This window comes from Thioalkalivibrio sp. HK1, from assembly GCA_000583135.1.
Classification (GTDB): domain Bacteria; phylum Pseudomonadota; class Gammaproteobacteria; order HK1; family HK1; genus HK1.
This window is the reverse complement of the sequence record JFBG01000102.1, coordinates 1-18,115: the sequence shown is the minus strand read 5'-3', so window position 1 is coordinate 18,115 and position 18,115 is coordinate 1. Positions and strand designations below refer to the sequence as shown.

Sequence of the window (18,115 nt, the reverse complement as noted above, 5' to 3'; positions counted from 1 at the left end):
GCCGCCGATGCGATCTGATCCGCAAAGCCACCGATCGTGACCCTCAAAGGCCGGCCGAAAAGATCCGGCTCCCCGCGCAGGTCGACGAGCGCCGGCAGACCCGCCACCCCGATCGCGATCCCCACCACCCCCTGCCGGAAGGGGCGGCCGACGCTATCGACGATCACCACCGCCACCGGACAACCGAAACGCCTCGTCAGATCGCGCCGCAATGCATCCGCGCTCGCATCCGCATCCGCCGGGAGCAAGAGCGTCTCGTCCGTATTCGCGCTCGTATTCGATCGATCCACCCCGGCATTGGCCATGACATGGCCGCTCTCATGCTCGGTGATCAACACCCCATGGCCGTAGGTGACGATGGCCCGGGATTGACGGAGCACGAGTTCGACCATGCGCGGGTCGGCTTCGAGTTCGGCGGCCAGCGCTCGCGTCGGCGGCGATGGTTCGATATCCGCCAGACTCACCTGCCGCCCCTCGGCCTTGGAAAGGATCTTCTGCGTGATCGCGATCACGTCGCCGGCAACGGGGACGATTCCCGCTTCCTCGACGGCGCGGGCGATCAAGCCCCCCGGATCGTCGCCCTCGCCGACGAGCGGGATCCCTTCCAAGGGAGTCAGGGCCAGCGTGGAGGGTTTTTTATTCAATGTCTAAGGGTCGCGCTTATCGATACGACAACGTCATCGAGCGCAAGCACCGCAAAGGAGCGGGCATTATCCGGCGCACCGACCCGCTTGGCTTCGAATGCGAGGCTCGGCCGATTCATGCGAGCGATGCGACCCCGAAGGCGTCGGGATCGGCTCGGACAAGGCCGGGGCGGAGAAGGAGCGCTCCCGCCTCTTTGCCGGAGCCCGACGATAGAGGGTCGTACGCTGCACCGGGATGCGACCGGCACCAAGGATGATCGACTCCATGCGTTCGGGCGGCATCTCCTGACCGAAATCCGCTCCGGCGGCCTTGGTGATCGACTCGTTCATCAGCGTGCCGCCGGCATCGTTGGCGCCCGCCGCCAATGCCAGCCTCATCCCCTCGGGTCCGAGCTTCACCCACGAGGCTTGAATATTGACGATATGGGGATCGAGAACCAAACGGGCCACCGCATGCATCAACACCGCCTCGCGCAGGGTCGGCCCCCGCCGCGCCTCGCCGCGCAGATAAAGCGGGGATTGCTCATGGACGAAGGGAAGAGGAACGAATTCCGTGAATCCGCCGCTGCGAGCGGCCAACCCCCGCAACCCGATCAGATGCCTCGCCCAATGTCGATAACGATCCAGATGGCCGAACATGATGGTGGCCGTGGTCCTCAAACCGATCCGATGGGCGATGCGCATGACCTCGAACCACTGCGCGGTGCGAATCTTATCGGGGCAGATCCGCTCGCGCACCTCGTCGTCGAGCACCTCGGCGGCGGTGCCGGGCAGGGATCCCAACCCCGCCTTTCGCAGGCTCCCCAAGTATTGCGGCAAATCCAGATCCGAACTGCGGGCGCCTTGCCAAATTTCCAGCGGAGAAAAAGCGTGGATATGCACATCGGGGGCCGCCTCCTTGACCGCGCGGCATATCGCCAGATAGGTCTCACCGTCGTAGCCGGGATGGATCCCGCCCTGCAGGCAGATCTCGGTGGCCCCCCGCTCCCATGCCTCGCGCGTGCGGCGGGCGATTTCGTTCAGATCGAGGTCGTAAGGAACTCCGCGGGAGCTCGTCCCCGGGGCTCCCTTGGAGAATGCGCAAAAACGACATTTGAAGGTGCAGATATTGGTGTAGTTGATGTTGCGATTGACCACATAGCCCACCTCGTCGCCGCATCGCCGGCGGCGGCGGCGATCCGCGGCCTCGCAAAGGGCCTTGACCTGCCCGCCCCGTACGGCAAAGAGGGCGACGATATCGTCCTCGTCCAAGGCTTGCCCGGCCTCGGAACGAAAGAGGATCTCATCCAACTCCTTCGAGCGGCGAGCGGCGATCCCGGGGGCGGGGAATGCCGGCGGCGGATGTCGCGCCGAGCCCGCATACCAAAGGCTTTCACGGCCAAAACCCTCGCCGTCGCTGTGCGCCGAAACCGCCCGGCGCAAGCCGGCGGCGATCCAGCGATCGCCCTCTTGCACATATTCGGGATGCAGGCCTAAGCGGGGCACCAGAGAATGACCTGCGGCCTCGGTGATGCCCTCGAGGGTCGAAAGATGGGGCCATGCCCGCTCCGGATTGACATGATCCGGGGTCAGGGGAGAGACACCCCCCCAATCGTCGAGCCCGGCGGCGAGCAGACGGTGCAGCGAACCCAAGCGTAGATTCGGCGGCGCCTGCACGCTGATCCGCGGCCCGAATACGAGGCGGGCCATCGCGATGGTCCATAGGTGATCCGCCAACGAGGGTTCGGGCGCGGTGGCCATCGGCGTGCCCGCCTTGGCGCGAAAGTTCTGCACGATCACTTCTTGTATGTGGTGATATTGATCGTCGATATCGCGGATCGCCAGCAAGGATTCGATGCGCTCGATACGAGTCTCTCCGATACCGATGAGGATGCCGGTGGTGAACGGCAGCGCAATCCGACCCGCCCTTTCCAAAACATCGAGGCGACGGGCGGGATCTTTATCCGGCGATCCGTAATGCGGTCCGCCTTTTTCGCAAAGACGCATCGAGGTCGATTCCAGCATCAATCCCGCGGAAACGCAAACCTCGCGCAAACGGACGAGTTCGTCGTCGTTCATCAAGCCGGGATTGACATGGGGCAATAGCCCGCTTTCCTCGTGCACCCGCCTTGCCGCATGCACGAGATAATCGATGGTGGAGGCAAAACCCATCTTTGCCAACGCTTCTCGCGCCGCGCGGTAGCGCAGCTCCGGCCGATCCCCCAAGGTGAACAACGCCTCCGTACAACCGGCCTGCGCCCCTCGGCGAGCGATATCGATCACCTCCTCCAACGATAGATAGGGGGCTTGGAGCTTGGAAGGGGATTTGGCGAAGGTGCAGTAATGGCAAACATCGCGGCACAATCGGGTCAAGGGAATGAAAACTTTGGGGGAATAGCGGATGATATCGCCGCTTCGCCTTGCGCGAATCTCGCAGGCGGCTTCCATCAAGCGCATCATCTCTCGGGGGAGCTCATCATCGGCGGGATCGGTCGGCGACCCCCCTTCGCGCACGGCAAGGCTCGCCCGATCGAGGACATCGCTTCGATGGGAGAAAAAATCGGCAAGGGCCAGCGCATGCTCGGCATCCATTCGGCCGGCGTGCAAGGTCAGATCGATTATCTTGCGGATCAAGGTCAGCCTCCTGCGTTGATATCCATCATGGCTCGGCATCTTCGAGGATCGATCCTGGATCGGCGACGATCACGGTGCATCCTCTCCTCGGCGGCAAGCGGCAAACGGGCATCGATCGCCCCCGAATCCTTCGATCCCCTTTCGATGCGGATGAACGTCAAGGCCGCTTCTTAGCCCATCCCTCGATCGTGTCGACGACGGGAGGGATTTTGCAAAAGCGATCGACCGAAGCGATCGATCAAAGCGATCGGATCGTCGGATCGAAGGATCGGATCCAAGGAAAATCCCAAAATCATCCCCGAAGCGAAAAGCGATATGGACGACATGCAAATCGAGATTCATCCATCGGCCCTCGAAGCGGCGGCCTCGGCGGCGGAACGGATCGCCGAACGCATCCGGATAGGCGTCGAGCGTCACCGCTTATTCACCATGGCTTTGAGCGGAGGAAGCAGCCCTTGGGCGATGCTGGAGTTTCTGATCGACAAGGATATCCCATGGTCGGCGATCCGGATCTTTCAGGTGGACGAACGCAAAGCCCCGAAGGGCGATCCCGCCCGCAATGCCACCTTGCTCGAGGCGATCTTGATGCGAAGCCCCTTGCCCGCATCGCAGCTGCATCCGATGCCGGTCAACGACGACGACCCCACCAAGGCGTGCGATGATTACGCCCTCGCCATCGAGCGGCATTGCCGGGAAGGGAAGCTCGATCTCGTGCAGTTGGGCTTGGGCGAGGACGGTCATACCGCTTCCTTGCTGCCGGGAGGAAAGCCGCCCGAACGGCCGGTCGCCTTCACCGAGTCCTATCTCGGGCATCGCCGCATGACCTTGGGCGATGGCCCTATCAACTGCGCCCGAGAAAGGCTGTGGCTCATCACCGGGAAGCGAAAACGGGCGATGCTGGAACGGCTAAGAGCCGGGGATCCGACCATCCCCGCCGGACGCATCGAGCGCCGATGCTCGATACTCTTTGCGGATGCGGCGGCTGCGAACCACCCCGGCAGCGGTGGATGATATCGATGGAGACGAAGAAGACTCATGTTGACCTTGGGATATAAAGCATCGGCCGAACAATTCGGTCCGCGCGAACTACTGGAATTCTCGGTGCACGCCGAACAGGCGGGATTCGACTCGGTTTTGGTCAGCGACCATTTCCAACCCTGGCGACACCGCAACGGCCATGCACCCTTTTCCTTCGCTTGGCTCGGAGCGCTCGGAGAACGTACCTCCCGGATCGTGATCGGCACCAGCGTGGTCACCCCCACCCTTCGTTATCACCCGGCCATCGTCGCCCAAGCCATGGGCACCTTGGGAGCCATGTATCCCCAAAGGGTGATGCTCGGGATCGGCAGCGGGGAGTCGATCAACGAGGTCCCGGCCACCGGCGCTCCCTGGCCGGAATTCAAAGAACGATTCCACCGCCTCAAGGAGGCGGCCTTGCTGATGAAAAGGCTGTGGAGCGAGGAGCGGGTGAGCCATGAAGGGGAGTATTACCGTACCGAGAAGGCGACCATCTACGATCGCCCGGAACATCCGATCCCCCTTTATATCGCGGCCGCCGGAGCCGTCGTGGCCAGACTCGCAGGCAAGATGGCGGACGGCTTCATCTGCACCAGCGGCAAGGATCCCTCGCTCTACTCCGATATCCTGCTGCCTGCGGTGCGAGCCGGGGCCGAAAAAGCGGGGCGCGGCCTCGAAGCGTTGGATTTGACGATCGAAATGAAGGTCTCCTTCGATAGCGATCGGGCGCGGGCACTCGAGGACACCCGGCATTGGGCCGCCTTGGCCCTCTCCCCGGAAGAAAAAATCCGGGTCGATGATCCCAAGGAGATGGAGCGTCTCGCCGATGCCCTGCCTGTCGAGCGCACCGCCAAGCGATGGATCGTCTCCGACGATCCGCACGAACATGTCGAGCGCATCGCACCGGTGATCGCCTCGGGATTCCGTCATCTGGTCTTTCACGCCCCGGGAGCGGACCAACACCGCTTCATCGATCTCTACGCCATGCGGGTATTGCCGCTGCTTCGCGCCCGTTTCGGGTGAGCGCGATCACGAGCGGGGCCGAGATGGTGTCGGCTCCGGGACGCTCTTCGTCGCCGTCGAAGCCCCATCGCTCGCCTCGACCCCCGACGCCGCCCGAGACCCGGGATTCGAAGGAGGAATTCGAAGAGCGTTCGAGGGCTTGAATCCCCGCTCGACAAGGAAGCGACGGGTGCGGGTATCGCAAGGGTTCGAAAGAAAGGCAGGTGTCGAGAGAAAGGCGAGGATATCGTCCAAGGTATCGATATCACGAGCGATCCCCGGAGACTCGACCACCATCGGCTCGATACCCAAAGCCCGGGCTTTCGCCAGATGCGCGCGAAAACTGTCGTCCCCGAAGCGAAGCGGTAGCAGATCGGGGGGAGAGCAAACGATCGCATTCGATCCCCGACGATCGTGCGACGGGGCGATGGTGAATGCCGGCGCCGAGGCATGGGCGGCGATCAACCGATCGATCTCCGATGCCCTAACCCCCGGGATATCGCCGGGGAGCTGGAGGAATCCTTGCACCCCCCGATCCGCCAAGCGATTCGAAGCGAATGCGACCGCGGCATCGTGGCCTTCATTCTTTTCTTCCACCAAACACTCCACCCGGTAGCGATCCGCCAATGCGATGGTCTCGTCATCGCAAGCCACGAGGGAAATGCCGGCAAGCGATCTCGCCCGGATCAGCTGATCCAACAGATCTTCGAGCATCGCTCGACACAGCGAACTACGTTCCTTTGCATCCAAGACCCCCGCAAGGCGCCCTTTGGCCTGCGCTCGGTCCTTGACCGGTACCACGGCATGGATATGAGCGGGCATCGCAAATAAACCGGCAAAGGATTCGGGACGAAAGACCCAAGGGTTCGGATAAAAGAGAACAATCGCCCTTGATCTTTCAGGCTTCGAACGAGGGCTTCGAAGCATCGATCGCCCCCCAGGAATTCACGCGATCGATGCGAAGGGCGATGACCGGCAGCTCCTCGATGGACATCGAACGATAGCGAGGATAACGCCGACACAGCAGATTTTGCGCAAGATCGTGCTCGTCGCCGGCTTCGAGAATTTCCGCTCGCCCCCGAAGCATCACCCATGCAAGCTGCGACCAATCCTCATCGTAGCGATCGACGAGGATCGCCGCCTGCGGATGATGGGCGATATTGCGCAACCGCCCGAGGGGGAATCGTTCGGGGGTCTTGGGCGTAATATCGATCGCCGCCGCCGAGTTCGCCGACAAGAAGCGCTTCGGCTTTCGATCCACGGTGGTATAGATATTGCCGCCGATCAAGCCATGACAGATCGGCACCAGATGGGGCATCCCGCCAGCCCCCACCGTGGCCAAGCGAGCCACCGGCATCGACTCCACGAAGCGACGCTCGGCATCGCTCAGCATGAAAAGATCTCGTGCAGCTCGGACAACCCCCTCACCGCCACCACTCCTTCGGGGAGGGTTCCGGCCTTTGCGGCATCGACCAAGGCGAAGACCTGCATCCCGGCATCCACCCCGGCCGAGATTCCGTAATCGCTATCTTCGACCACCGCGCAACGCTCGGGCTCCACGCCGATATGCCGCGCCGCATGCAAAAAGAGCCCGGGATCCGGCTTCCACACCCCGACCTCGTAGGCGCTGACGATGCGGCCTTTGAAATATTCGATCAAGCCGGTGACCTTCAAGGTCAATTCCATCTTCGCCCGAGGACCGTTGGAGGCCACGCAAAAAGGCAAGGACAAGGACTCGATCAATGCCTTGGCCCCGGCCATCGGCTCCAACCCCCCTTCGAATTTGCGCGCCATCTTAGCCCGTAAATCCTCCTCGAAACCCACCGGTACGGCCCGCCCCGCCCGCTTTTCGATATCGCGTACGGTATTCGCCATCCGAGCCCCGGTGAATTGTCGCTCGGCCTCTTCGGGATCGTAAATCACGCCCATCTCGGCGGCGCTTTCGACGATGCACTCGATGGCGACGCGCTCGCTATCCACCAATACCCCGTCGCAATCGAAGAGCACTCCCTCGATTCGACGCCCGGAGACATCTTTCGTCATCGTTCGATCCTCGGTTGACTATCGACTCGATTCGATATCTTCGCACTTTCCGCATCCATCATGGCTTGGGATGAGAAAAAAGGGCGTGCCCGCCTTCGAAAGCGCAATATCATCGAAGCCTCGGGGGAAGGGGCCCGGGATGATGGATCGCGCACCGAGGCGGTGATCGATTCGCTACCTTCCGAAAAAGGCGACCGAGACAATACGATAGCGATCGATCATCGATCATCGATCTCGATTCGCGATCCGGATCGATGGCGGCAGGGCTTTTTATCGAAAGGAGAATCACGGTGGAATATGGACTTGGCATCCCGACCCGGGGACCCTTGGCCGAGGCAAAGAGCATCGAGGCCATCGCTCGCCACGCCGAGAATTTGGGATTTTCCTGGCTTTCGGCTTCCGATCATCTGATCGTTCCGCGATCCATCGACTCCCGCTATCCCTACTGCGCATCGGGGGACTTCCCGGGGGCGGAAGGCGGGGATTGCCTCGAACAATTCACTTTGCTCGGCTTTCTTGCGGCGATCACGAGCCGCGCCCGGTTGTTGAGCTCGGTGACCGTCGCCCCCCATCGCGGGGCCATCGAAACCGCCAAGATGATCGCCACCATCGATCGACTATGCGACGGACGCTTCACCTTCGGGGTCGGGGCGGGGTGGATGAAGGAGGAATTCGAGGCCATACAGGCCCCACCCTTCGCCGCCCGGGGAAGGGTCAGCGACGAGATCATCCAAGCCTGCCGGATCCTGTGGCGGGAGGATGAACCGGCTTTCGACGGCGAACATTTTCGTTTTTCCAATATCACCTTCCTGCCCAAACCGGTGCAGCGTCCCGGGGTACCGATCTGGATCGGCGGAGAAAGCAAGGCCGCCAAGCTGCGTACCGTGCGCTTGGGGGATGCTTGGTTCCCGATCCATACCAATCCGCGGCATCCCCTCGATACCCTGGATCGATTTCGCCAAGGGGTGCAAGAGCTGCATGACCTGGCCGAAAAACACGCTCGGGATCCGGCGACGATCGGCTTGGCCCTTTGGTCCAATCTCTATGACGAGACTCGACCGGAAGCCAAGGTCGATGGCAAACACCATCTATTGACCGGAAGCACCGAGGCCATCATCGACGATATCGGGAATCTGGGGGAGATCGGGGTTCGGCAAACGCTTTTGAACTTCCAACGAGGCGATCTCGAGCGATCTTTGGCGGCCATGCAGCATTTTGCCGAGGATGTGATGCCGAAGGTCGAATCCAAGAGCCGGTGAGGCGATCGTCGATCGATCCCTCCCCGATCGAAGGCGGCGACGATGCCCAAGATAAGCGATGGGGCGAGGGCATCAACGCCCTCGAATGCGCACGAAAAGAAGAAGGGGCAGGATCGAAAAACAAACCACCGCATAGAGCAAGAAGGCGTTTTCGTATCCGATCATCGATGACTGACGCTCGACTTCCGCGCTCAACTGCGAAAGACCCGATATATCCTCGATCGTCCACGCCCCGCTGATGGAGGAAAGGCGCAGCGCCTCGTTGAAAGGGCCGATCCCCTCGACCAATCCCGAGTGGTTGATCCGAGCGGTGCGCACCACGATCATCACGCTGATCGATATGAAGATGCTGGAACCGAAATTGCGCAGGAGATGGAAGATCGCCGAACCGTCGGAAAGGAATCGAGACGGCAAGGTGGCGAAACAAACGATGGTCAACGGCACCCACATCAACCCCCCGCCGATGCCTTGGATCACGGCGGCGATCGCGATCTTCGATGGCGGCACGTCGAATTCGAAGGCGGCCATCATCAATCCGCTGATACCGGTAAGAACGATGCCGATCGACAAACTGATCCGCGGATCGAGATTTCCCAGCCTCCCGGCGAGAAAAAAGCCGATCACCATCCCGATCCCCCGCATCCCGATCAGGGTGCCGATCAGCGAATCCGGATAACCTTTGAGCCCCTGCAACATCGGGGGCAGAAGCGTGATCGGGGTGAAATTCAGCATCCCGTAGATCAATACCAAGACCAGACCGACGATGTAATTGCGATCGGTGAACAGCATGGGGTTGACGAAGGGATCGCGGGCGGTCGCGTTATGCACCGTAAAGAGATAGAAAAAGAGCAGCATCGAGCCTGCAAAAACAAGGATGCGGCCCGATTCGAACCAATCGTACCGCTCGCCTTGATCGATCATCAGTTGCAGGCAGACGATGGCGATGGATAGGGTGAGAAAACCCGTCCAGTCCAAACGCAGATCGTCGTTGCGACCGCCCTCTTCGATGAAGGCGAGGGCTAAGAAAAAGGCGGCGATGCAAAAAGGCGTGATCAGAAAAAATATCCAACGCCAATCGTAGGCCTCGGCGAGCCAGCCGCCGACGGCGGGAGCGATGGCGGGACCGAGTATCACGGCCATCCCGAAAAAACCCTGAGCGCGGGCTCGATCCCGCCCCGGATAGGTCGCCAGCAAAATGGCCTGCGAAAGGGGCACGATGGGGGCTCCGAAAATCCCCTGCCCCACTCGCCACAGGATCAGGATCTCGAGGGTGTCGGCCAGCGCGCAGAACAAGGAGGTCACGGCAAAACCCGCCACCGTGATCAGCATCAACCGCCGCTGACCGAGATTGGCGACCAGCCAACCGGTCAGCGGCGTTACCACCGCGGTCGCCACCACATTCAAGGTGATGACCCACGCGATCTGATCCGGGGTTGCGGAGAGTGCGCCTTGCAACTGGGGCAAGGCGATATTGACGATGGTGACGGTGACGGAATAGAGGGTCGTGCAAATCGAGGCGGTGATCAGAATCAGCACCTTGCGCGAGGAGGACTCCTCGCACAGAGCGGACAAGCCATCCGATGGGGTCGATCGATCGCTCATCGAAGATCGTTCATCGAAGAACGAGATCAAGCCCGCGCCGAAAAACGACGGATTCGAAAAACGATGCGATCGACGATATCGCCTCGCCCTCGACGATGCCATCCCTTGGCCGATTCACCTCGGGGAGCCCGGTCGATGAGATTTCATCGAAAGGGGATGGGAATCGTCCGGGGAGAATCTCGAACGAGCGTCGATCGATGAAAAAGAAAGATTCGATCCGAAAAATCGCTCCCATGACGGCTCTCATATCGCATCGAAGGCGAAAGGACATTCAGGCCCTGCCTGCCCCTTTTCGCCGAATCGAGGACGGCTCACCCGCTCGGATTCACGAGTAATACCTCGCCAAGATGGCCGCGGTGAACGAGGGCCGTAAATAAAATCCCCGCGGCAAGAGCATCTCGCGCTCCCCGTCGATCCCGATCACCGAGCGACGAGCCGTCGCTTTGGTCGCCTTGGGTCGAATTTGCAGGTATTCACCCTCGCTTGCGCTGATCTCCTCGACTTGTCCGCAAATCACCCGATCCATCAGCATCCCCCAATCCCGCTCCAAAAGCGCCTCCTCGGGCGGCGAGGGACTCCATAGCAAAGGAGATCCGATGCGGCGCGCTTCGAACGGGATCGTCCGCTCGCTCTCGAAGGGCATCCATAGCACCCGCGCGAGCTTGCGAAAGATATTGGACTGCCGCCAATCGGCGGCGATATCGCCGGCAAGGGGGACGGCGCAAACGAAGGTGGATTCCAGCGGGCGACCGGTGCGTCCGACGGGGATGGTCTTGAGCTCCACCGACAGGAGCGGGAAATCCGGCTCGGGTCTCGAGGCCGCGCTCGCCCCCAAGACATGCTCGATCAGCATCCCGATCCAGCCTTTATTGTGACGCCATCCCCCCAAGGGTATCAGCGAATACTCCTGCGCCACCTCGCCCAGGGTGCGTCCGGCCAAGGCATTCGCCCGCGCCATCAACTCCTCTTCGCTTCTAGGGGGCGGTGATGGTCGAGGAACGATCGAGAGGATCATGGCAACTCGACGACCTCGATATGCCGCGCGGCATAGAGGCGCAAGGCCTCCTTCCCCTCGTCATCGCATCGAATGTCGATGGAGGCGACGAGGGATTCACCGCCCGATGATGCCCTCGGCTCGTCGCTCACGCCAAAGATCGACGGCCCGATGCGCTCGGCCACCGGGGAGCGATAAAGGGCGATCAAGTCCGATACCGCGGCCGAGGAAAAGCGGGTGAACCCGAGCCGAAGCGAATCGGATGAAACCTTCGAGCGATCCTCGCCCTCGCTCGCCCGCATCGAGGCCGAGAACCCCGGCGGCATCTCTTGCGCCTTGCGCCCTTGCCGAGAGGTCGAGGCCCTTGCCTGCCGGGGCGACAAGGACGAGCGGGAAAGACCATGCGCGAAAACCACGATCCGATTCGCCCCTCGGGTGGTATCCCCTCCGACCAATTCCACCTCGCAGGAGCGGCAGATTTCTTTCACGCCACAAGCGAAGGATTCGAGCCAAGCGATGCTTCGATCCCCGGCGACGCTCTCCAAGCTCAATGCCAGCGTCACCCAGCGGGGGGTGATGCGACGAAGGCAAAGCCGAATCAAGGCCTGGGCGAAAACGGCACGCGCCTCATCGGCGCCCTCGTCCTGTCCGGAGTCGATGGAAGAATCGCCCTTCGTCGCCACCATCGGATTCAGCGTCGCCATCGCCGATATCAAGGGCCGGCCGCCGGTGGCGAGGATCGCCGCATCGTCCCCGATACCGAGCAAGGTATCCGATCGGGGCGAGGTGGACCCTTGAAAAAAACGATCGATGATCTCGAATTCATCCATATCGTTACCACACCCTTCGCTTTGTCGCCGGCATCTATTTCGGGGTATCCCCGAAAAGCCGTCATCGGCCTTGCGAGATATCAATCGCCGAGGAGGGCGCGTAGCGCATGGAGGGCGACGCAGACCATCGCCCCCGCCAACAAATCGTCGAGCATCACTCCCAACCCTCCCTTGAGGCGGCGATCGATCACCGAGATCGGCCACGGCTTGGAGATATCGAGAAGGCGAAAGGATACGAAGGCGGCGGCAATCCAATATCCGTTCGCAGGCAAGGCGCTCATCGCCAGGAGAAAGCCTGCGATTTCATCGATGACGATCCCGGGGTGATCGGGGACTTCCAAGTCTCGGGCGGTGCGGTTGCATATCGCGATCCCCGCAAGCCCGAAGGCAAGGACGAATCCGAGATAGTAGCTAAGCGGCCAAGCGGCGATCGCCAGATAGATCGGGATCGCAACGAGGGTGCCGGCGGTCCCGGGGGCGATCGGCGACAGGCCCGCCCCGCCCCCGAAGGCAATCCAGTGCACGAGGGTGCGGGGGGGAGGACGGGGATTCGAAGGCATCCTGTTACCTTCAAGAAAAGGCCTTGTCGATCGGGTAGGGCGCATCGAGGGGCGAGCCCCTTTCTTCGGATTCCCTGAAATGTCGATAACCCGAGGGTGGGGCGAGGATCGCTTCTTCGGCGCCGATGATACGCAAACCGGATCTAGCCTCGATCCTCCCTATCTCCGTGACCGGGATATCGGCGATATGCGCATCGGGCGCCGACGAGCTCGACGCCGACGATTTCGGCATCGACGATCTCGGCATCGACGATTTCAGTATCGATGATTTCAGTATCGAAAATCGGGGCATCGACCGATCGATTTCCGATTCGCAAGGAAGCGTGAACAGCAGCTCGTAATCGTCTCCCGCCCCGAGAGCCAGCCTCCGGGCGGACTCATCTCCAACGACGCTTTTCAATGCGCCGGAGATGGGCAAACAACGCACGTCGATGCGCGCGCCGACCTGACCTGCTTCGAGGAGATGACCCAAGTCCTGACCCAAACCGTCGGAGATATCGATGGCGGCGGTGGCCAATCCCCGCAGCGCCCGCCCGAGGGCCAAACGCGGGGTGGGTCGATGAAGGCGCGACAAAAGAATGGACGCACTCGACCCGGGCTCGAAGGCACCGCGACTCGATGCGACCCCCAATCCGCCGCCGGCATCGCCCAGGGTGCCGGAAACGAAGATGCGATCGCCGGGACGCGCCCCCCGACGGGTCAGCGCCTGCCCTCGAGGACTGCGTCCGTGGACATTGACGGTGATCGAAATGGCATCGACGAGCGAGCCCTTCCCCGTCGATTCGCAGGCGATAAAGCGCTGGAATTCGATCCTTGCCTCCTCGATGCCGCAGCGCTTGGCAAGGGCATCGAAGCCCTGACGAAACCCCCTCTCCCATGCCTGCGTATCGAGGGCCTCGATATCGGATCGGCGAGGATCGACGGGCGCAGGTAACAAGGGGAAAAAGACCGCGGCATGGGCCCCGACCGGCTCCGCCCCCATCGCCGCCAAGTCGCTCAGATTGACGGCGAGGGCTTTATATCCCACATCGGGCGCCGAGGGCGCCGCTTGATCGAGCCCTCGCTTCGGGAAATGGACTCCCTCGTTGAGGGTATCGATCGCGACCACGCTGTCGAAAACGACAACCCCTTGCCCATCATCGGGATCGGGATCGAGATCGGGATCGAGATCGCAACGCTCCGTCGATGTTGAATCCGAGGGTCGATGGGGGCGATCGATCCTCGGATTCATCGGGATCGCTCGTTCGATTGCGTGGCGGACACGATGGTCGATCCCGCATCCCCTTCGATCTCCGGGCGAAGCCGACGAGCGAGACGATCGAGAACCCCGTTGACGAAGCGATGGCTCTGATCGGCCCCGAAGACGAGGGCCAGATTCACCGCCTCGTCGATCACCGTTCGCCAAGGGGTATGGGCATGCGAGCGCAGCTCGAAAGCCGCAAGGCGCAAGATCGCGCGTTCCACCGGATCCAGCTCGGCGATGGGCCAATCGGTCACGGGGATGAGCAGCGCATCGATTCGCTCGATATCGGAGCTGACCCCATTCAGGATCTCGCCCAGGAAATCGCGATCGATCATCTTGGGCGACATCCTTCGATGGAATTGATCGCGGATATCGTCGATGGACTGATCCGTCATCTGCCACTGATACAGGGCCTGCACCGCCGCTTGGCGGGTACGACGGCGAATATTGGGGGCGGCCATGGCTACGCTGTTCGAAAAGGGGAGATCGGTGAGCGCGCCGTCGTCATCCGAGCGCGAAGATCGAAGCCGAAAGGGCTTATCTCGAAACCTTCATCCCTCGATGATCGATATCCAATCCGCGGCAAAGGGAGACCATCTCGAGGGCCACGAGAGCCGCCTCCCTTCCCTTGTCCTGGCCCGCCCGATCGGCCCGGGCCATCGCTTGCTCCTGGGTATCGCAAGTCAGCACCCCGAAGGCGATGGGGATATCGAGTTCCAAGGAAAGGGTGAGAATTCCATGCGCGCTTTGGGTGCAGACATGATCGAAATGAGGGGTATCGCCCCGAATCACCGCCCCCAATGCGATCACCGCTTGCAGATTTCGCGCGATGGCGAGCCGGCGAGCGGCCAAGGGCAACTCGAAAGCCCCGGGCACCCGCACGACGGGGATCTCGATCCCGGGCATCGCCCGATGCCGATGGAGGGTCTCCAAGGCGGATTCGAGCATCGAAGAAACGATCGCCTCGTTATATCTCGAGGCCACGATGCCGAATGCCGCCCCTTCGATATCGAGGGTATCTGCGATGCGCAACTCCGCCTGATCAAGATCGTGATGGGCCATGGTGGGGTTTCGAAAAAAAAGGCTACCTGAAAGAGCGACGGTAAAAAGGGCGAGGAGCGATCGAGGGCGGGGGCTAGATGGCTCCTCGATCGAAGCAAAGCCCTCGTCAGCTCACATATTCGACGATTTCGAGACCGAATCCCGACAGACCATGAAGACGCTTGGGAGCGCTCAACACCCGCATCCTTCGCACCCCCAAATCCGCGAGGATCTGCGCGCCGAGCCCGAAGGTCCGCAGATTCTCGCCGGAATCTTGAGCCGGTCCCGCCTGACCTGCATCCTCTTTCCGCCAAGCCTCGATCCTCGCCGCCAAATTCTCCTCGGGCTCGCAAGGGCGCAAGACCACCACCACCCCGACACCCTCTTCGCTCACCCGGCGCAAGGCATCGCGGATCGGCCAACCGGCATCGCGCCGACCGGCGGTCAAATCGCTCAAGGGATCGTGAACGTGCACCCGAACGAGGGTCGGGGCCTCGGGGTCGATATCCCCGACGACGAGGGCGAAATGAGCCCGACCATCGATATCGCTGTCGAAGGAAACCAAGCGGAAATCGCCGAATTCGGTGGGCAGGGCGCATTCCCCCGTTCGCTTGATCGTCTTTTCGTTGAGCATCCGGTATTCGATGAGATCGGCGATGGCTCCGATCTTGAGCCCGTGGGTCTTCGCAAATCGCTCCAAATCGGGGCGGCGCGCCATCGTACCGTCCTCGTTGAGGATTTCGACGATGACCGCGGCGGGCTCCAATCCCGCCAAGCGGGCGAGATCGCAACCGGCTTCGGTATGTCCGGCACGGGTCAGCACCCCGCCGGGCATCGCGATCAGGGGAAAGATATGGCCCGGCTGCACGAAATCGGAAGGGGCGGCATCGGGACGGATCGCGGCCAAGATGGTGGTGGCGCGATCCGCGGCCGAAATGCCGGTCGAGATACCGTCGGCGGCATCGATCGATACCGTGAATTGGGTCTGCTGGGCTTCCCGATTCTCGCCGACCATCGGCCTCAGGCCGATTTGATCGCAGCGCTGCCGCGTCATCGGCAAACAGATCAATCCGCGCCCGTAGCGGCTCATGAAGTTGATCGCCTCGGCGGTGACATGGACCGCGGGCATGATCAAATCGCCTTCGTTCTCGCGATCCTCGTCGTCGACGAGTACCACAATCCTTCCTTTTTCGAATTCGGCGATGAGGTCGGCAGCACAATCGAATGACATCGAAAAAAACTCTGTCGAATAAGTCCGAGGACGAAAGGCGGGCGAAGGGCTACGGATCATACTTGTTTATCGAGCGATACGCCAAATCCGAGCCCGACGGTCCTCGATCGCCCGGGTTCGATATCCGATATGAACGAGCGTTCGCCCGATCGATGCGAATCACGGATATTTCGAATATCGAGCCATGATTACGAATCCGAATCCGCATCCGCATCCGAACCCGAAGAATTTTCGACCTCCCGATAGGAAAGCAAGCGCTCGGTGTAGCGGGCGATCGTATCCACCTCCACATTGAGCGCATCCCCCACCCGAAGCGCTCCCAATGTCGTTGACCGGCATGTATGGGGAATCAAATTCACGCCGACGACGCTCCGCCGCCCATCGGATCCGCCGGAGTCGATATCTTCGACGGAATTGATGGTCAGGCTGACCCCGTCGATGCAAATCGATCCCTTGATCGCCGCATATCGGCCGAGATCGCCGGGGATTGCGATATCCAAACGCAACGAGCGAGCATCCTCGTGCTTATTTTGCACCTCGCCGATACCGTCGACATGCCCCGAGACCAAATGCCCCCCGAGCAGGCTCGATGGCGTCAGGGCCAGTTCCAAATTGACGCAGCGGCCGACCTGCCAGTCGGCGATGGTCGTCAACCGAAGCGTCGGCGCCGAGACGTCGACATGAAAAGAGTCCGCTTTCACTTGCGTCGCCGTCAGGCAAACCCCGCCGATGCAAACGGAATCCCCGATCGCCAAAGAGCCCGAACCGAAGCCGGCGACGGCCGAAGGATCGTCGAGGCCTCGGGCATCCGATATCGGGGCGATCACGAAAGATGCATCGGCATCCCCGGCATGGCGCACCTCGATACGCTCGACGATGCGCCCTTTGGCTTGCACGATTCCGGTGAACATCGCTCCTCCCATCGTCATTTCAATCCCATGGATCGGATCATCGAAGCCTTCGGGCGAGGCACTGCGAGCCCTCGATCCTCGAAAAACCCCGTCGCCCCTCATCGAGAAGAAATCGCTCCCTTCGATGCGATCATCCGATGCCATCATCGCTGATCGATCGGGTCTTCGCTCCCGTCGATGGCCGATGATCTGCCGGTGGAGGCGATGCTCGCATCGATGCGAATATCGCCTTCGAGCAGACGAAAGCCGTCGATCGAAAGGCGGATGCGATCTTGCATCCGGCGAATCGCCGACAAAGCGAACATGCCTTTGGCCTCGTCCCCGAGCAGACTCGGAGCGAGGTAGATCACGAGCTCGTCGACCAAACCGGCATCGATCAAGGCTCCGGCCAGCGTCGGCCCGCATTCGCTATGAAGTTCGTTGACCCCGCGGCGAGCGAGGATACGCATCAGCGACATCAGGCAAAGGCCGCCACCACCTGCGGGCGTCGCTTCGGGCACGAAGACGATCTCCGCTCCCGCCTCCATCAAGGCCTCATGCTTCGAGCGGTACGCCACATCCCCTTCGATCGCCTCGCTCGAGGCGATCAATACCGCTCCGGGGGTGGCGAGCAACCTGGCCGTCGGCAAAGTGCGAAGGGTCGAGTCGACCACGACCTTCATCGGGGGGGCGAAAGCCATCGCATCTTCGTCGTTCTCGCTCCCTTGCACGACGATCCGGCGATGGTCATGATCGCCGGCTCCATCATCGCCCGCCTTGGAAGGGATGCGGACATCGAGACGCGGATTATCGGCGAGCACGGTACCGATCCCGCTGAGGATGGCACCGGAGCGGGCGCGCAGACAATGGACATCGATTCGGGCGGCCTTCGAGGTGATCCACTTGCTTTCACCGCAAGCGGTGGCGGTACGTCCGTCGAGGGTGGCGGCGATCTTGCAGCGCAGCCACGGGCGCCGGCGCCGGTGGCGGCTGAAAAAACCCCGATTCAAGGCGCGGGCTTCCTCCTCGAGAATACCTTGTCGGACCTCGATTCCGGCGGACTCGAGTTCGGCGAAACCGGATCCGCCGACCACGGGATCGGGATCGCCGACGGCGGCGACCACACGCACCACCCCGGCCTCGATC

General features: G+C 61.7%; 18 protein-coding genes. 3 read left to right on the top strand and 15 right to left on the bottom strand.

Annotated features, from left to right (window positions below; translation table 11 throughout):
* Positions 1-644 (bottom strand): coenzyme F420-0:L-glutamate ligase (cofE, locus tag BF99_RS0119655; RefSeq protein ID WP_025772627.1); only part of this gene is annotated, 644 nt, incomplete at its 3' end.
* Positions 645-710: 66 nt separating this feature from the next.
* On the bottom strand, positions 711-3,296 hold the full coding sequence (gene cofH / locus BF99_RS0119650; protein ID WP_197019239.1) for a 5-amino-6-(D-ribitylamino)uracil--L-tyrosine 4-hydroxyphenyl transferase CofH: 2,586 nt from the start codon (positions 3,294-3,296) through the stop codon (positions 711-713).
* Positions 3,297-3,572: 276 nt separating this feature from the next.
* On the opposite strand from cofH, the gene pgl reads away from it, so the two are divergent.
* Both pgl and fgd read left to right on the top strand, forming a co-directional pair.
* Positions 3,573-4,268 carry a 6-phosphogluconolactonase gene (pgl, locus tag BF99_RS22295; protein ID WP_025772623.1) on the top strand — a complete coding sequence of 232 codons (696 nt, stop codon included), beginning with the start codon at positions 3,573-3,575 and terminating at the stop codon, positions 4,266-4,268.
* Between the two features lie 33 nt (positions 4,269-4,301).
* Complete coding sequence (fgd, locus tag BF99_RS0119630) at positions 4,302-5,297, top strand: glucose-6-phosphate dehydrogenase (coenzyme-F420) (RefSeq protein ID WP_231471469.1); 996 nt, start codon at positions 4,302-4,304, stop codon at positions 5,295-5,297.
* Between the two features lie 6 nt (positions 5,298-5,303).
* On the opposite strand, the gene cofC is transcribed toward fgd, so the two are convergent.
* From cofC to BF99_RS0119615, 3 genes are all read right to left on the bottom strand, one after another.
* Positions 5,304-6,098: a 2-phospho-L-lactate guanylyltransferase gene (gene cofC, locus BF99_RS22290; protein ID WP_197019238.1), complete on the bottom strand. Its 795-nt coding sequence runs from the start codon at positions 6,096-6,098 to the stop codon at positions 5,304-5,306.
* 76 nt (positions 6,099-6,174) lie between these two features.
* Entirely contained in the window at positions 6,175-6,669 is a 495-nt protein-coding gene (locus BF99_RS0119620) for a pyridoxamine 5'-phosphate oxidase family protein (protein ID WP_025772618.1), read from the bottom strand.
* On the bottom strand, positions 6,663-7,319 hold the full coding sequence (locus BF99_RS0119615) for an HAD-IA family hydrolase (RefSeq protein WP_025772617.1): 657 nt from the start codon (positions 7,317-7,319) through the stop codon (positions 6,663-6,665). The genes BF99_RS0119620 and BF99_RS0119615 overlap by 7 nt, the downstream gene beginning before the upstream one ends.
* 290 nt (positions 7,320-7,609) lie before the next feature.
* Here BF99_RS0119615 and BF99_RS22285 point away from each other — a divergent pair, with 290 nt between their 5' ends.
* Positions 7,610-8,578: an LLM class F420-dependent oxidoreductase gene (locus BF99_RS22285; protein WP_197019237.1), complete on the top strand. Its 969-nt coding sequence runs from the start codon at positions 7,610-7,612 to the stop codon at positions 8,576-8,578.
* Positions 8,579-8,650: 72 nt separating this feature from the next.
* Here the strand turns inward: BF99_RS22285 and BF99_RS0119600 are convergent, their stop codons facing one another.
* From BF99_RS0119600 to ribD, 10 genes are all read right to left on the bottom strand, one after another.
* Positions 8,651-10,180 carry a DHA2 family efflux MFS transporter permease subunit gene (locus BF99_RS0119600; RefSeq protein ID WP_038099179.1) on the bottom strand — a complete coding sequence of 510 codons (1,530 nt, stop codon included), beginning with the start codon at positions 10,178-10,180 and terminating at the stop codon, positions 8,651-8,653.
* A 325-nt stretch (positions 10,181-10,505) separates the two neighbouring features.
* Positions 10,506-11,195 carry a DNA mismatch repair endonuclease MutH gene (gene mutH / locus BF99_RS0119590; protein ID WP_038099169.1) on the bottom strand — a complete coding sequence of 230 codons (690 nt, stop codon included), beginning with the start codon at positions 11,193-11,195 and terminating at the stop codon, positions 10,506-10,508.
* Positions 11,192-12,004, bottom strand: coding sequence for an AIR synthase related protein (locus BF99_RS0119585; RefSeq protein WP_025772608.1), 813 nt, complete (start codon positions 12,002-12,004; stop codon positions 11,192-11,194). Before BF99_RS0119585 ends, mutH begins: the two co-directional genes overlap by 4 nt.
* Before the next feature lie 80 nt (positions 12,005-12,084).
* Entirely contained in the window at positions 12,085-12,564 is a 480-nt protein-coding gene (locus BF99_RS0119580; protein WP_025772607.1) for a phosphatidylglycerophosphatase A family protein, read from the bottom strand.
* Positions 12,565-12,574: 10 nt separating this feature from the next.
* Entirely contained in the window at positions 12,575-13,795 is a 1,221-nt protein-coding gene (locus BF99_RS21605; protein WP_025772606.1) for a thiamine-phosphate kinase, read from the bottom strand.
* A complete protein-coding gene (gene nusB / locus BF99_RS0119570) occupies positions 13,792-14,268 on the bottom strand; it encodes a transcription antitermination factor NusB (RefSeq protein WP_025772604.1) in 477 nt (158 codons plus the stop codon). The genes BF99_RS21605 and nusB overlap by 4 nt, the downstream gene beginning before the upstream one ends.
* A gap of 76 nt (positions 14,269-14,344) precedes the next feature.
* Entirely contained in the window at positions 14,345-14,869 is a 525-nt protein-coding gene (ribH, locus tag BF99_RS0119565; RefSeq protein ID WP_156013506.1) for a 6,7-dimethyl-8-ribityllumazine synthase, read from the bottom strand.
* 106 nt (positions 14,870-14,975) lie between these two features.
* Positions 14,976-16,079 carry a 3,4-dihydroxy-2-butanone-4-phosphate synthase gene (gene ribB, locus BF99_RS0119560; protein ID WP_025772601.1) on the bottom strand — a complete coding sequence of 368 codons (1,104 nt, stop codon included), beginning with the start codon at positions 16,077-16,079 and terminating at the stop codon, positions 14,976-14,978.
* Between the two features lie 188 nt (positions 16,080-16,267).
* Positions 16,268-17,002, bottom strand: coding sequence for a riboflavin synthase (locus BF99_RS0119550; protein ID WP_231471467.1), 735 nt, complete (start codon positions 17,000-17,002; stop codon positions 16,268-16,270).
* 131 nt (positions 17,003-17,133) lie between these two features.
* The coding region (ribD, locus tag BF99_RS0119545; protein ID WP_025772597.1) for a bifunctional diaminohydroxyphosphoribosylaminopyrimidine deaminase/5-amino-6-(5-phosphoribosylamino)uracil reductase RibD at positions 17,134-18,115 on the bottom strand (982 nt) is incomplete at its 5' end.

Excerpts from the sequence above, each read along its gene's own strand:
- cofH (WP_197019239.1), bottom strand. The coding sequence starts at position 3,296 with ATGCCGAGCCATGATGGATATCAACGCAGGAGGCTGACCTTGATCCGC.
- pgl (WP_025772623.1), top strand. The coding sequence starts at position 3,573 with ATGGACGACATGCAAATCGAGATTCATCCATCGGCCCTCGAAGCGGCG.
- cofC (WP_197019238.1), bottom strand. The coding sequence starts at position 6,098 with ATGCCCGCTCATATCCATGCCGTGGTACCGGTCAAGGACCGAGCGCAG.
- BF99_RS0119620 (WP_025772618.1), bottom strand. The coding sequence starts at position 6,669 with ATGCTGAGCGATGCCGAGCGTCGCTTCGTGGAGTCGATGCCGGTGGCT.
- BF99_RS0119615 (WP_025772617.1), bottom strand. The coding sequence starts at position 7,319 with ATGACGAAAGATGTCTCCGGGCGTCGAATCGAGGGAGTGCTCTTCGAT.
- BF99_RS0119600 (WP_038099179.1), bottom strand. The coding sequence starts at position 10,180 with ATGAGCGATCGATCGACCCCATCGGATGGCTTGTCCGCTCTGTGCGAG.
- mutH (WP_038099169.1), bottom strand. The coding sequence starts at position 11,195 with ATGATCCTCTCGATCGTTCCTCGACCATCACCGCCCCCTAGAAGCGAA.
- BF99_RS0119585 (WP_025772608.1), bottom strand. The coding sequence starts at position 12,004 with ATGGATGAATTCGAGATCATCGATCGTTTTTTTCAAGGGTCCACCTCG.
- BF99_RS0119580 (WP_025772607.1), bottom strand. The coding sequence starts at position 12,564 with ATGCCTTCGAATCCCCGTCCTCCCCCCCGCACCCTCGTGCACTGGATT.
- BF99_RS21605 (WP_025772606.1), bottom strand. The coding sequence starts at position 13,795 with ATGAATCCGAGGATCGATCGCCCCCATCGACCCTCGGATTCAACATCG.
- nusB (WP_025772604.1), bottom strand. The coding sequence starts at position 14,268 with ATGGCCGCCCCCAATATTCGCCGTCGTACCCGCCAAGCGGCGGTGCAG.
- ribH (WP_156013506.1), bottom strand. The coding sequence starts at position 14,869 with ATGGCCCATCACGATCTTGATCAGGCGGAGTTGCGCATCGCAGATACC.
- ribB (WP_025772601.1), bottom strand. The coding sequence starts at position 16,079 with ATGTCATTCGATTGTGCTGCCGACCTCATCGCCGAATTCGAAAAAGGA.
- BF99_RS0119550 (WP_231471467.1), bottom strand. The coding sequence starts at position 17,002 with ATGGGAGGAGCGATGTTCACCGGAATCGTGCAAGCCAAAGGGCGCATC.